This is a genomic window from Aeromonas sp. 600282 (assembly GCF_049175755.1).
Lineage (GTDB): Bacteria > Pseudomonadota > Gammaproteobacteria > Enterobacterales > Aeromonadaceae > Aeromonas > Aeromonas veronii_A.
On sequence record NZ_JAAKVR010000004.1, the window covers coordinates 31986 to 45399 of the forward strand.

Here is a 13414-nt window from a genome sequence, read left to right on the forward strand (position 1 = left end):
GCCTCGTTTCATTTTCGTTGTTACCGCAAGGAGCCCTCATGGCACTGGCACTGTTTGATCTGGACGAGACCCTGATTGCCGGGGATTCCGCCAGCCTCTGGCTGGAGTACATGGTGGCCGAGGAGCTGGCCCCTGCCAGCATGATCGCCGAGGAGCAGGCGATGATGTCCCTCTACCATCAGGGCAAGATGGATATGCACCAGTACATGGCTTTCACCCTGCAACCGCTGGTGGGCAAGACGCGCCAGTGGCTCGACTCCCTCTGCACCCGCTTTGCCGAACAGGTGCTGCGGGAGCGCCTCTACCCGGAGGGGCTGGCCCGCATCGAGTGGCACCGCCAGCGTGGCGACGAGCTGGTGCTCATCTCCGCCTCCGGCGAGCATCTGGTGGCCCCCATGGCGCAGATGCTGGGGATGGATCACTGCGTGGCCATCCTGCTCGACGAGGAAGCCGGCATGCTGACCGGCCAGACCCGCGGCACCCTGAGTTTTCGCGAAGGCAAGGTGGCCCGCATCAACCAGCTCTTTGCCGGCAGGGACCATCTCTGGCAGGGGAGCTTTGGTTATAGCGACTCTCACAACGATCTGCCCATGCTGCGGGCGGTGAGCCATCCCCATGCGGTCAATCCGGCCCCCGCGCTGCGTCAGCAGGCCGAGGAGCTGGGCTGGCCGGTGTGGGTGTGGCAGCGCTGAGTTGTGCGCTTAAACAGGCTCAATACACGGCAAAAATAGCGATATAAACAACAGAGAGGCCGTTGCCTCTCTCCTGTCTTCCTTTCCTGGTTGCGTTCATTCTGTCTCCCGCCACGATGACCGCCGAGTTGGCTCAAGGTGAGGAGGCCTCTTCCATCTGACCGTTGCCACGACGCTGGGGGAAGCAGATGCGATTTTTCCCCTCCCGCTTGGCCTGATAAACCCCGCTGTCGGCCAGTTCTATCAGCTCCTTGGTCGAGAGCCCGGAGTGGCTCAAGGCCACCCCGCCGCTGAGGGTAATGGTCAGTTCCGGCTCTCGCCACTCCAGTTGAGTGACCGCAAGTCTGAAGCTCTCCAGCAGCGAGGTGGCCTCACTCATTTGCATCTCCAGGCGCAAGATCAGCACCAGCTCCTCGCCACCGTAACGACAGAGCCAGCCCCACTGGTCAAACATTTTCATGCCCAGCTTGCTCACCCGTTTGAGCACTATATCCCCTGTTTGGTGGCCAAAGGTGTCGTTGACCTGTTTGAAGTTATCGAGATCGAACATCACTACTAGGAAGGGGGCACCGCTGCTGAGCTGTCTCTGCAGGCACTCGTCGAAGAAGCGGCGGTTGTAGAGACCGGTGAGTTTGTCCTGATTGGCTTGCTGGCGGATCTGGGCAAAGTCCTGACTGGCGGCATCCATCTCTTCATAGACCTTGGCCAGCTCCAGCATGCGGCTGCCATGATAGGCAATCCCGCCAGAGCGGCTGGTGCGGATCAGCAGGGTAATCTCCCCCAGCATGCGGCGGAAGTAGCGGGCCCAAAGCAGGGCTAGCAGCAGATAGAAAAAGCAGGCAACGGCAATCATCAGCTGCACGTTGATGGAGACGCTGTCGATCACCTGCTGCATGCTGGCGGTGGGCTCGACACTGAGCAGGAACCAGCGCTGCTCGGGGACACGGTAGTAGGAGACCATCATGCCGCTGGCATCGTCGAGGAAGAAACCTTGCGGCTGTTGCATGTGTGTCAGCCATTCAGGGTGGGTGAGCGGTTTGAATACCTGTTCGCGATCCGGGTGAGCCAGCACCAGCCCGTCATGGTTGATCAGGATCTGATAGCCCTTGCCCAGATGATGGCTCTGTTCATGCCGGTTGTTGAGCCAGTTGGCGAGCGGGGTGAGCTGGGTATCGAGGGAGAGCACCCCCACTCGCTTGCCGTCAGGGTCTTGAATTACCCGAGCCAGCGCCATGGTGAGGGTACCCAAGGTGTAGTCGTAATAGGGATCGGTCCAGACGATCCGGTTCGGGTGGCTGGCTGCCAGCAGATACCAGGGGCGAGTTCTGGGATCGAACTTCTCGTCCGCCTGCCAGGTGGGGTGGATCAGCATCTGGCGATGCTCGGTTCCTACATAGACGTAGTCGAGCTCCATCACCTCGTGATAGGCCTGCCACTGTTGCAGGTAGCGCTCGCCGTTACTGATCGCTGGGCTGCTGAAATCCTGATAATTTACCTGCTGATAAATAAGCGTAAACTGGCGTTTGAGGGTCTCCAGATAGGGTTCGAGCAGGGTATGGAGATATTGGGTGTTGCGGGCAATCAGGTTTTGTTGCTGCTCGAGGCGCAGGGTACGTTCCATATGCAGGTAGTAGATGCTGCCGAGCAACACTACGGGAATAAAGAGCAGGAGGAGGCCCAGCCGCATGCGGGTGATTAAAGACCAAGTGTGCTTGGGCTTGGCGGGGGACATGCACAGATCCTTTTCAGCTCGGGTGTCACCAGCATATATGATGCCGTCCCGCCCGTCTAAAGGCAGAAAATGAGATCCGTTCAATGCTGAACCCCACGTTGCTCCTGATGGCTCACTACGGCGGCATCATGCTGTTGATCCTGGCGCTCTGTGTCGAGTATCTGATCTTTCGTCGCGGCCTGAATATGTTGCGGGTGCACCGTCTGCTGCTGGCAGATGGGGTGGCGGCGCTGGCGCTCTTCTCCATCTTTGCCAGCGGTTGCCTGCTGGCCCTCGAACACGCCAGCTCGGTGGCGCAGCTCTTTGCTCATCCTGCCCACGGTCTCAAAGTGGGGTTGTTTCTGCTGATTGTCGGCTCCCTCGACTATCCCAGTCGCCTCTTCTATCGCTGGCGTCGTGCCCTGCGTCTGGGCAAGGCGCCGATGATCTCGATCCAGCAGTACTTCCGGGTGGTGTGGATCCTGCGGGGCAATCTGGTAATGGTCGCCCTGCTGGCCGTGCTGACAAAACAGCTATCGCTCTAAAGACAAGAGGGTAGGGAGGCAGGTATCTTGGATTGGATAACCCGTCACGCGCCGATTTAAGGAAGAATCGCCATGCGCTCCAATCTGATGTTGCTGATGGCTGCCACCATCTGGGGTATGGGCTTTGTCGCCCAGCGCCTCGGGATGGATCATATGGGGCCCTATACCTTCAATGGCCTGCGCTTTCTGCTCGGTGCCTTCTCCCTGCTGCCGCTGCTCTGGTGGCTCAAATCCCGTCAACCAGTGGTCGCCACTGGCGACCATCGCCAATTGCTGACCGGTGGTGTGCTGGCCGGACTGGTGCTGTTCTGTGCCGCATCCCTGCAGCAGGTGGGGCTGCTCTATACCACTGCCGCCAAGGCCGGTTTCATCACCGGGCTCTACATCATTCTGGTGCCGGTACTGGGGCTGCTGCTGCGGCACAAGACGGGTACCAATACCTGGATTGGAGCCCTCATTGCCCTGAGCGGGCTCTATGTGTTGAGCGTGACCGACGAGTTCACCATCGGTTTTGGCGATCTGCTGCAGGTGATTGGCGCCCTGTTCTGGGCGATCCATCTGCTGCTGGTGGATCACTACTCCAACCGGGTGGCCCCCATCAAGCTGGCTTGTGTGCAGTTTGTGGTGTGCGGCCTGCTCAGTCTCGCCACCGCCTTTGTCATCGAAACTCCGACCGTGGCTGGCGCAGTAGCTGGCTGGCAGGCGCTGCTCTATGCCGGGCTGGTGTCGGTCGGGGTGGGTTATACCCTGCAGGTGCTGGGGCAGCGGGGCGCCCATCCGGCCCACGCCGCCATCATCCTCAGTCTGGAGACCGTCTTTGCCGCCGTGGGGGGCGTATTGCTGCTGGATGAAACGCTGGACGAGCGTGCCATTGCCGGTTGCGCCCTGATGCTGGCGGGGATGCTGATCTCCCAGATCCGGCTGCGCTGGTGGTGGAAGTCGCGCCGGGACAAGGTGCCTGCGACCAAGTAAACCGCGCTCGCTGCATAACAAAAACGCCCCGACTATCGGGGCGTTTTGCATGGCGGCTGTTGGGTCAGGGGCGCTGATCCAGCTCGTGCTCCAGCTCTACCGCCTTCTGACGGGCCGGATGGGTATTGAGGCGTTCCCAATAGGCTTGCAGGTGCGGGAAGTGGGCCAGCTGACCGCTTTGCGCCAGCAGATCCACCAGGAAGGAGTTCATGATGTCGGCGCCGGAGAGGCGATCCCCCACCAGATAGTGGCGACTCGCCAGTACCTCATTGAGGTAGCCCAGCACCTTGGCACACTCTGCTTTGGCGTAGTCCGGCAGGAAGCGCATCGGGCTGCCATCCTTGCGCACAAACATATCCAGCAGCAGCGGCAGGATGCCCGAGCTCTCGGCAAAGTGAAGCCACTGCAGGTATTCGGGATAGTCGGGGCTATCTGATGCCGGTGCCAGCCGATCTGGGGCGTAGCGGGCAATCAGGTACTCGGTGATGGCGCCCGATTCTGCCAGCACCCGGCCGTCGAACTCGATGACCGGCGACTTGCCGAGTGGATGGATGGCTTTTAGCTCGGGCGGTGCCAGAAAGGTGGTGGCATCGCGCTGATACGCCTTGATTTCATAGGGCTGACCCAGCTCTTCGAGCAGCCAGATGATGCGTTGGGAGCGGGATTTGTTCAGGTGGTGCAGGACTATCATAACGACCTCGATTCGGTGGCAGGGTGGGGTATACGAGCGGGCGAGGGGTGTGGTTCACCGGCAGTAAAAAAAGAGCGGGCTTATGCCCGCTCTCTCTCATTGACTGACTTATGCCTCCAGCGCCTGATCCAGATCCGCCAGAATGTCCTCGATCGCCTCGATCCCGACCGACAGACGGATCATCTCGGGTTTGACTCCAGCCTTGGCCTGCTCCTCCTCGCTCAACTGGCGATGGGTGGTGGAGGCGGGGTGGCAGGCCAGCGACTTGGCATCGCCGATGTTGACCAGCCGCTTGAAGATCTTCAACGCATCGTAGAAACGCACGCCCGCCTCGTAGCCATCTTTCAGCCCGAACGAGAGAATCGCCGAGGGGCGACCGGCCATGTACTTCTCTGCCAGCAGATAGTGCGGGTGACCCGGCAGACCGGCGTAGCTGACCCATGCCACCTTGGGGTGATGCTTGAGGTGGTTGGCGACCCGCAGGGCGTTGTCGACGTGGCGCTCCATGCGCAGGCTCAGGGTCTCCAGCCCCTGCAGCAGCAGGAAGGCGTTCATCGGCGCCAGCGCCGCGCCGGTATTGCGCAGCGGCACGGTACGCACCCGCCCGATAAAGGCAGCCGGGCCAAAGGCCTCGGTGTAGACCACCCCGTGGTAGGAGGGCTCGGGTTTGGTCAGCTGGGGGAAGCGTTCGGCGTGATCCGCCCAGGGGAACTTGCCCGAGTCGACGATGACGCCACCCAGCGAGTTGCCGTGGCCGCCTACATATTTGGTCAGGCTGTGCACCACGATGTCAGCGCCGTGTTCGATGGGCTTGCACAGCACTGGGGTGGCGACCGTGTTGTCGACGATAAGCGGCACGCCACGGGCGTGGGCTGCCTTGGCCAGCGCGGCCAGATCGACGATGTTGCCCGCCGGGTTGCCGATGCTCTCGCAGTAGACCGCCTTGGTCTTGTCGTCGATAAGGGCGGCGATGGCTTCGGCGCTGTCATCCTTGGCGAAGCGCACCTCGACCCCGAAACTCGGCAGCATGTGGGCGAACAAGGTGTAGGTGCCGCCATAGAGCTGGGGCGTGGAGACGATGTTGTCACCGGCTGCGGTCAGCGCCTGAATGGCGTAGGTGATGGCGGCGGAACCTGCCGAGACCACCAGTGCGGCGATCCCCCCTTCCAGCGCGGCCATCCGCTGCTCCAGCACATCATTGGTGGGGTTCATGATGCGGGTGTAGATATTGCCCGGCACCGCCAGATTGAACAGATCCGCCCCGTGCTGGGCGCTCTCGAACTCGTAGGCCACCGTCTGGTAGATGGGCACGGCGACCGCCTTGGTGGTGGGGTCGTTGGAAAAGCCGTGGTGCAGGGCCAGGGTCGCATCTTTCATCACACACTCCTTGTTGGATGTTGCTTATGGCATTTATAGATGGATAGACGTCCAATCTATCAGGCCCGTGGCCGATGTAAACAGCAAGATCCGGCAAAGCAATGTCGCCCGCAGGGGATGCGCGTCCCGAGTGGCGGGCAGGCCTGCCGTGCTCAGAGGCGACGGCGATACTCCTTGTCATCGATCTGGTTCATATCCCACTGCATCAGGCGGTTGAGCTGCTGCATGGGATCCTCGATGAGCGCCAGCGGGCGCGGCAGGATCCGCTTGAAGTAACGGCGCAAGGTCTGCTGGACCCGGTTCGGTTTGAGGGGGTTGGCGTGGCTCATGATGGTGCTCCTCTACTGTGGTTCTCACGTTCATCAGCAGTATTGAGCTAAAATGCGGAAGTAAAAACTGATGACTTATAGCAACAGGATTTCCTCTTTTATGCCGACCGGTCGCCTTTACCAGCAATTTCAACGACTCGCCCAGCTGCTTGGCAGCGACGAGCGGGAGATCAGCCTCGCCGAGGTGGCGGATCTGCTCTGCTGCACCCCGCGCAACGCCCGCCTGCTGCTGCGGCGGATGCAGGATCAGGGCTGGCTCAGCTGGTCGGCGGAAGCGGGGCGGGGGCGGCGCTCCCGGCTCACCCTGCTCGATAGTCAGGAGAGCCTGACCCGGCGCCGCTTGCGAGATCTGCTCAGTCAGGGCCAGCTGGCACAGGCGGTGCGGCTGGCCGAGGATCGCCTCGATCTGCTCACCCCGCTGCTGATCGAACAGCTCGGTCAGGCCACCCGTGAGGGGCGCCAGATCCTGCGGGTGCCCTACTACCGGCCGCTGCCGCAGTTGCTGCCCACCGGCCCGATGCGCCGCTCCGAAATTCACCTGAGCCGCCAGATCTTCAACGGCCTCACCCGGCGAAATGAGGAAAATGGGGAAATCGAAGGGGATCTGGCCCACCACTGGGAGTGTCTGGGCCCCTGTCACTGGCGCTTCTATCTGCGCCCGGCGGTGCGCTTTCACCACGGCCGCGAGCTGGTGGTGGAGGATGTGATGGAGAGTCTGCTGGCCCTGCGGGATCGCCCGCTGTTCGCCCATCTGGATCGGCTGGAGAGCCCTTGGCCGCGCACGCTGGATCTCTATCTCGACAGCCCGGATCCCTGGCTGCCCCACCTGCTGGCGGAGCCGGTGGCGACCATTTTGCCACGGGAGCTCAAGGGGGAGGCGGGCTTTGCCCTGCAACCGGTGGGCACAGGCCCATACCGGGTGGCCGCCAACGATCCCCTGCATCTTTGCCTTGCGGCGTTTGACGACTACTTCGGCCTGCGCGCCCTGCTCGACGAGATCGATATCTGGATGCTGCCTGAGCTTGCGGAGCGACTGGAGACCCACCTGCAGCTGGGGCGCGACAGCCCTGAGCTCGGTACCATGCGCGGCGAATCGGAGCTGGAGTCGGGCTGCTACTTCCTGCTGCAGGACGATCGTTCCGGATCCTTGCAGGATCCCTCGCTGCGCCAGTGGCTCGGCCAGCTGCTCAATCCGGTAGCCCTGATGGGGCGGGTCGCCCCCGAGTTGCAACGGGGCTGGACCAGCGCCCTCGGTCTGCTGCCCCACTGGCGCGAAGCACTGCCCGCCCCCTTGCCCACACCGGCGCAGTTGCCGACGACCTTGGTGCTGGCCTGTTTCAACCAGCATCTGGAGTTCAACGAGTGCGCCAACGCCATGAGCAGCCTGCTGGCCGAACAGGGGATCCGACTCGAGGTGCGCACCCTCGATTACGGTCGTTGGGTGAGTGGCGAGGATGAAGACGTGGATCTCTGGCTCGGCACCCTCAACCTCGAACATGCCGGCCCCTTTGCCCCCTACGCCTGGTTGCAGGGCACCCCGTTACTGCGCAAGGTGTGGAGCAGTCAGCATGAGTTGTGGCAAGGGTTGATGCAGTGGCGCGCCAGCGGTGAGGAGCCTGGCCCCCGCGCCCTGCTGGCAACTGTGCAGCAGCAGAGCTGGTTTGTGCCGCTGTTCCACCACTGGCTGGAGCTGGAGAGCCGGGTCGGCGTGCACGGGGTGCGGATGACGGCGCTCGGCTGGTTCGATTTTCGCAGCGCCTGGTTGCGGCCGGAACTGGCTGTCAGCACTTGGGATAAGACGGGGAGGCTTGAGTCCTGATGCGGGGCGCGTTAGCCTGAGCACGGTTCAATGACAAGGAGTCAACCCATGCTGGAAATGCAGATCCAACCCCGCTTTCAGGAGACGGATGCCCTCGGCCATATCAACAATACGGTGCCGGCGGTCTGGTTCGAATCGGCGCGGGATCCCCTGTTCCGGATCTTTTCCCCCGATCTGGATGTGCATAACTGGCATCTGATCATCGCGGGCTATACGGTGCAGTTCAAACGGGAGCTGTTCTACGGCCAGCCGGTCACCATCAAGACCGGCGTGCGCCGCATCGGCACCAGCTCATTTACGGTCTGGCAGGAGGCCTGGCAGGGCGGCGAACTGGCCGTCACCGCCGAAACGACCCTGATCCATTTTGACTACCGGACCCGCCAATCCCTGCCCCTGAGCGATGTTCACCGGGAAGGGCTGCGGGCCTGGCTGACAGAGAGTTAACCACGGGCCGGATGGCCCATCACAGGAGTGTTATGTACAACTCAATGCGCAACACAGCGATCGCGCTGACCCTGGGATTCTGCTCCCTCCCTTCTCTGGCCGCTTCTCTCGCCGAGCAGTTTACCCTGATGGAGAAGGGGGCCGAGAGCGCCCTCGATATCCGTCAATTCAGCCATGACGGCGTCGATATCAAGGCCTGGATCGATGGCGCCCCCGTCATCATCGCCGTGCCCATCATGAACGAGCTGGGCAAGCTGGAAGGGGAGAGCCGCTACTACTTCAAGGGCGGCAAGCTGTTCGGGGTCAAAGAGCCCGCCGCCCAGTTCGCCTTTGACGACAGCGGCAAGCTGACCCAATGGCTGGACGAGAAGGGCCAGCCCGCCGAGTTTGTCAGCAAGATGAGCATGCAGCAGCGTCAGGAGTGGCTCACCAAGCGGGCCGCCGAGCTGAGCAAGTTGTTCGCGCCGAGCGCGGCCGAGCAGAGGGCGGCCAAGGGTGGCGTCAAGCTGAAGGGGGCGGATCTCGCTCACTGGCTCTGCAACGGCAAACTGATGGATCTTGCCCATGGCGACAAGGTGATCTTCGAGCAGGATAAGCTGAAGATTGGCGAGCAGGGGATCGAGGGGGAGGTCTCCCTGCGTCAGGATAAGGGGTGGCAGGAGTTGAGCCTCAAGTGCGAGGTGCAGGGCACTCAGGTGACCCGCCTCACCTGGCAATCTTTACCGGCAACCAACAAGCCGCAATAAGTGCACCACAGCAAGGGGCCCATCGTGGGCCCCTTGTCATTGGCTCATTGTTCCCCCAGCTTGAGCCGGGTGAGCGCCTCGACCCGGCGCCACTGTCCGGGTTCGAACCAGCGGGCCAGCAGCTCCTGTTGCTGTTCGGCCCGGGCCTCGTTCGGCAGTTGCCTGAGTTCGGCCAGAAAGCCGCTGAGCTGCTCCTCGAACCCTTGCCGGTTCTGCTCCAGCTGGCGCATCCGATCCACTGCTTCCGGCCCCCCCGTCTCCAGCAGCAGGGCATCCCGTTTGGCTGGCTCCATCTGTGCCAGCTCTTGCAACTCTTCAAGCAGGCGGCTGTTGGCCTCCGCCTCGCGAAACCAGCCCGGTTGCTCCGCCAGCCAGAGATCCAGCTCGCTGGCCAGCTGCGACTTGTCGCTGTCTCTTGCTTCCGCCAGCGCCCTGCGGCGCAGGGTCAGCTGCTCCATCAGTCGATCCTCGGCAAACAGCTGGGCCTGCTCGGCCGGGGTAAAGCTCTGCTGGCGCAGCTGCTCCCGCTCGTCAAACAGGATCTGCAAGCTGGCGAGGGAGATTTCGGTGGGCACCGTCAGGCTGCTCTGGGCGGAGACAAAGGTGCGATAGCGCGCCTGCAGGGCATCGGCGGCCTCCTGCTCGGGATCGTGCGGGTGGCTCTGTGCATGCTGATTGGTTTGAGCCTGTGATGAGTCTGCCGTCGGTGCTGTGGGCCAGAGCAACACCCCGCCAAGCAGCAGGGTGATGGCGCAGGGCACGACGAGCAGGGTGGCGATCTTCATAGTCCCAGCTCCTTGAGACGGTTGGCATGCTGGCGATAGAGGGTGACCGGATCGGTCTCGAACAGATGGTGGATGCCGAATGACTGGTTCACTTCGTCCAGATGGTTCATCCGGTAGTCGGTGCCGATCACCTTGCCGAGGTGACTGCTGCAGACTCCGACCAGCCCGTCATTGGGCTCCTTGAAGAAGGCGCCGGTCAGCGCCAGCGCAGGATCCACCGGATCCAGCAGATTGGTCAGGTTGCCGCGCCCGCTCCAGGAGAAGTAGTAGACGCCGTTGCTGGCCTGCATCGGCCCCTCGCCGCAATAGCGGCTGGGCAGCCCCTCCGGGTAGCGCTGGTTGAACTGGCTGGCCCCCTTGCTAGTGAGGGCATCGAGGGCGGCGACCGGATCTTGCGGCAGCTGGCTCCCGCCCGAGAGCAGCGAAATCATGTCGGAGAGGGCGTGGGCTGCGGCGGCCGCCAGCTTCTCAGCGGCCGAGCCGGGGGCGGCATTGGCCCGCACCAGATCGGCAATCTCGGAGCCGTAGTTGACCCCGCCGACGCTGGTGGCGGAGGCGACCAGCTCGGGGGCGACCGAAGCGACATAGCGGATGGTCGGGCCGCCATGGGAGTGGCCGATCAGGTTGACCTTCTCGGCGCCGGTGGCGGCCAGCAGCAGTTCAATCTGGGCGAGCAACTGCTCCCCCCGCTGCTCGGAGCTGGCGGTAGCAGATACCTGAGCCACGTAGACCTTGGCGCCATCGCGGCTCAGGGCTTGCGGAATGCCGTAGAAGTAATCGACCCCGAGCAGCTTGTCGAAGCCGAACAGGCCGTGCACCAGCACTATGGGGTAGCGGGTCTGGGTGTATCCGCTGGCGTGTGCCAGCATGGGCAGGGTGCAGAGCAGCACCAGAAGCCATCTCTTCATCATCAGCATCCTTGTTGAATCGTGAGGAACAGATTGTGTGGCGTACTCCATGTTCGCCGGTGCCAGTATGGTGGCTGCTGACGGGAGAGGCTGTGAGGGGGATCGCAACTCGGGATTCAAAAGGGATTCAGGGTGCGGGCGGGGAGGCTGTGCTCCCCGCCCTGTGGCTTATTGCCACTCCACCAGGTGATACTGCTTCTTGCCCCGGCGCAGCAGCAAGTAGCGACCAAACAGCCGATCAGTGGCGCTCAGCTGATCATCTTGCTTGAGCACACCATTGAGACTGATGGCGCCCGCCGCCAGCAGCTCACGGGCGATACGCCTGGAGTTCGCCAGACCGCAGCTGACCAGCAGGCTGACCAGATCCGTCTCGCCGCTGACGGTGCTACACGGCATGCCATCCTGCGCCAGCTGTGCCAGATCGCTCTCGCCGAGGCGGGTCACGTCGCCGCTAAACAGCAGCTCGTTGATGCGCTGCACCGCAGCCAGCGCCGCCTTGCCGTGCACCAGCTCGGTCAGCTCGTTCGCCAACACCTGCTGGGCCTGCTTGCGCCCCTGCCGCTTCGCGTCTTCCGCCTCCAGCGCCTCAATCTCGGCCAGCGGCATAAAGCTGTAGTAGCGCAGGAAGCGGTAGACATCCTCGTCCGCCGTGCCGAGCCAGAACTGGTAGAAGGCGTAAGGGGAGGTGAGCGCCGGATCGAGCCAGACCGCGCCCCCTTCGGTCTTGCCGAACTTGGTGCCGTCTGCCTTGGTGATGAGGGGCAGGGTCATGCCGTGCACCTGCGCCTGATGGAGGCGACGGGTCAGATCCATGCCGCTGGTGATATTGCCCCACTGGTCGTTGCCGCCAATCTGCAGGGTGCAACCGAGCCGCTGGTGCAGCACCGCAAAGTCGTAGGATTGCAGCAGAGCGTAGGAGAACTCGGTGAACGAGATGCCCTGATCCGGGCGAGCCAGCCGCTGACGCACCGACTCCCGCGCCAGCATGGCGTTGACCGAGAAGTGCTTGCCGATATCCCGCAGAAAATCGAGGGCGGACATCTGCCCCATCCAGTCGCCATTGTTGACCAGTTGCGGGGCCGACAGGCCATCATCGGCGGGCAGCAGCGCCCTGATTTGGGCCGACAGGCTGGCGACCCAACCCTGCACGTTATCGGCACTGTTGAGGCTGCGCTCGGTCGCCTTGAAGCTGGGATCGCCGATAAGGCCGGTTGCCCCGCCCACCAGTGCCACCGGGGTGTGCCCAGCCAGCTGGAAGCGGCGCAGCATCAGCAGTGGCACCAGATGGCCGATATGCAGGCTGCCGGCAGTGGGATCGAACCCGCAATAGACGGTGCGCGGGGTGGCAAGATGATCGGCCAGGGCTGCCGGGTCGGAATTCTGGGCCACAAGGCCGCGCTCGGTCAGCTCATCGAGCAGGTGGGGGTTGATCATGGGTTCTCCAACAGCAGGGGGAAAGCCGTCATCCTCGCCGTTCTGGCTGGTGGCGGATATGTCCCCTCAGGGACAGTTTTGCCACTCTCGTGCTAGCATTCAGCCATAGCGGGGAATCGCTCCCCGTCACCGGAAACGTGCCACCATGACCCAGCCATTCACCACAGATGCCTTGACCCGCAGCATGACCGAGGTAGTCGATGCCCTGCACAGCAGCGCCTTTGCGGCGGCGCTGGTGCGGCTGATCCAGCAGCAGGTGGCGTTTGATTGTGCCCTGCTGCTCGGGGTGGGGCAGCGGCCCGTCTACCTCTACGACAACCTCAACCATCAGCGGGCTCTGCTGTTTGATCGCTACCTCACCAGCCACTTCAGTCAGGATCCCTTTATGCAGGCGCTGGAGCAGGGCTTGCCTGCCGGCGTCTGGACCCTGGCGCAGGTCTCCCAAGGGCGGCTCGATCCCGAATATCGCCACCACTTCTATCAGGCCACCGGCTGGCAGGAGGAGGTGGGGCTGATCCTGCCGGTGCGGGACGGACTGACACTGATGCTGTTTCTCGGGCGACTCGACAAGCGCAGTACCCTCAGCCGTGACGAGCAGGCAAGGCTGGAGCAGCTGTTCCCGCTGGTGCATTCGCTCTGTCGTCAGCAGTGGCGGCAGAGCCAGCCGCTGTTGGCCCAGAGCACTGCGCTGCCAGACAGCGCCAGCCTCCGGAGTGCGGTGGAGCAGGCGATGGCGAGTGTCGGGGGGGATCTGCTCACCCGGCGCGAGCGGCAGGTGGCGGAGTTGTTGCTGCAGGGGCTGGATACCGAGGCGATTGCCGCGGAGCTCGGGATTGGCAGCGGTACGGTGAAGAATCACCGCAAGCATCTCTATGGCAAGCTGCGGCTCGGCTCGCGGGCAGAGCTGTTTCATCTCTTCCTCAACCATCTGATCACCACAGAGGGAAGAGGATGAACCGGG

General features: G+C 62.8%; 14 protein-coding genes. 7 read left to right on the forward strand and 7 right to left on the reverse strand.

Going from position 1 to position 13414, the window contains the following annotated elements; genetic code table 11:
- The first annotated feature begins 38 nt into the window (after positions 1 to 38).
- Positions 39 to 692, forward strand: a complete 654-nt coding sequence (locus G5137_RS05715; protein WP_421255054.1) for an HAD family hydrolase — start codon at positions 39 to 41, stop codon at positions 690 to 692.
- 133 nt (positions 693 to 825) lie between these two features.
- Here the strand turns inward: G5137_RS05715 and G5137_RS05720 are convergent, their stop codons facing one another.
- Positions 826 to 2424, reverse strand: a complete 1599-nt coding sequence (locus G5137_RS05720) for a sensor domain-containing diguanylate cyclase (RefSeq protein ID WP_421205727.1) — start codon at positions 2422 to 2424, stop codon at positions 826 to 828.
- Between the two features lie 83 nt (positions 2425 to 2507).
- Here G5137_RS05720 and G5137_RS05725 point away from each other — a divergent pair, with 83 nt between their 5' ends.
- Together G5137_RS05725 and G5137_RS05730 are read left to right on the forward strand one after the other, a co-directional pair.
- On the forward strand, positions 2508 to 2948 hold the full coding sequence (locus G5137_RS05725; RefSeq protein ID WP_421205725.1) for a DUF2214 family protein: 441 nt from the start codon (positions 2508 to 2510) through the stop codon (positions 2946 to 2948).
- 72 nt (positions 2949 to 3020) lie between these two features.
- A complete protein-coding gene (locus tag G5137_RS05730; protein WP_216952690.1) occupies positions 3021 to 3920 on the forward strand; it encodes a DMT family transporter in 900 nt (299 codons plus the stop codon).
- Positions 3921 to 3984: 64 nt separating this feature from the next.
- On the opposite strand, the gene G5137_RS05735 is transcribed toward G5137_RS05730, so the two are convergent.
- The 3 genes from G5137_RS05735 to G5137_RS05745 form a co-directional block, all read right to left on the reverse strand.
- A complete protein-coding gene (locus G5137_RS05735) occupies positions 3985 to 4611 on the reverse strand; it encodes a glutathione S-transferase family protein (protein ID WP_421255055.1) in 627 nt (208 codons plus the stop codon).
- Between the two features lie 108 nt (positions 4612 to 4719).
- Positions 4720 to 5988, reverse strand: coding sequence for an O-acetylhomoserine aminocarboxypropyltransferase/cysteine synthase family protein (locus G5137_RS05740; RefSeq protein WP_042081222.1), 1269 nt, complete (start codon positions 5986 to 5988; stop codon positions 4720 to 4722).
- 152 nt (positions 5989 to 6140) lie between these two features.
- The gene (locus G5137_RS05745) at positions 6141 to 6317 is read right to left on the reverse strand and encodes a hypothetical protein (protein ID WP_216952692.1); all 177 of its coding nucleotides are present in this window, start codon (positions 6315 to 6317) and stop codon (positions 6141 to 6143) included.
- A gap of 100 nt (positions 6318 to 6417) precedes the next feature.
- Here G5137_RS05745 and sgrR point away from each other — a divergent pair, with 100 nt between their 5' ends.
- From sgrR to G5137_RS05760, 3 genes are read left to right on the forward strand one after another with little or no spacing between them, the layout of a single operon-like run.
- On the forward strand, positions 6418 to 8136 hold the full coding sequence (sgrR, locus tag G5137_RS05750) for an HTH-type transcriptional regulator SgrR (protein ID WP_421208923.1): 1719 nt from the start codon (positions 6418 to 6420) through the stop codon (positions 8134 to 8136).
- 48 nt (positions 8137 to 8184) lie between these two features.
- A complete protein-coding gene (locus G5137_RS05755) occupies positions 8185 to 8580 on the forward strand; it encodes an acyl-CoA thioesterase (protein ID WP_216952694.1) in 396 nt (131 codons plus the stop codon).
- Between the two features lie 44 nt (positions 8581 to 8624).
- Positions 8625 to 9326, forward strand: coding sequence for a hypothetical protein (locus G5137_RS05760; RefSeq protein ID WP_216954488.1), 702 nt, complete (start codon positions 8625 to 8627; stop codon positions 9324 to 9326).
- A 44-nt stretch (positions 9327 to 9370) separates the two neighbouring features.
- Here G5137_RS05760 and G5137_RS05765 read toward each other — a convergent pair whose 3' ends face one another.
- The 3 genes from G5137_RS05765 to tyrS all read right to left on the reverse strand — a co-directional run bounded on the left by G5137_RS05765 (position 9371) and on the right by tyrS (position 12453).
- Entirely contained in the window at positions 9371 to 10111 is a 741-nt protein-coding gene (locus G5137_RS05765) for a lipase secretion chaperone (protein ID WP_216952695.1), read from the reverse strand.
- Positions 10108 to 11019 carry a lipase family alpha/beta hydrolase gene (locus tag G5137_RS05770; RefSeq protein WP_216954489.1) on the reverse strand — a complete coding sequence of 304 codons (912 nt, stop codon included), beginning with the start codon at positions 11017 to 11019 and terminating at the stop codon, positions 10108 to 10110. The genes G5137_RS05765 and G5137_RS05770 overlap by 4 nt, the downstream gene beginning before the upstream one ends.
- Positions 11020 to 11187: 168 nt before the next feature.
- Positions 11188 to 12453 carry a tyrosine--tRNA ligase gene (gene tyrS / locus G5137_RS05775; RefSeq protein WP_421255056.1) on the reverse strand — a complete coding sequence of 422 codons (1266 nt, stop codon included), beginning with the start codon at positions 12451 to 12453 and terminating at the stop codon, positions 11188 to 11190.
- Between the two features lie 145 nt (positions 12454 to 12598).
- Here tyrS and G5137_RS05780 point away from each other — a divergent pair, with 145 nt between their 5' ends.
- The gene (locus tag G5137_RS05780; protein WP_216952697.1) at positions 12599 to 13408 is read left to right on the forward strand and encodes a helix-turn-helix transcriptional regulator; all 810 of its coding nucleotides are present in this window, start codon (positions 12599 to 12601) and stop codon (positions 13406 to 13408) included.
- The last annotated feature ends 6 nt before the right edge of the window (positions 13409 to 13414 follow it).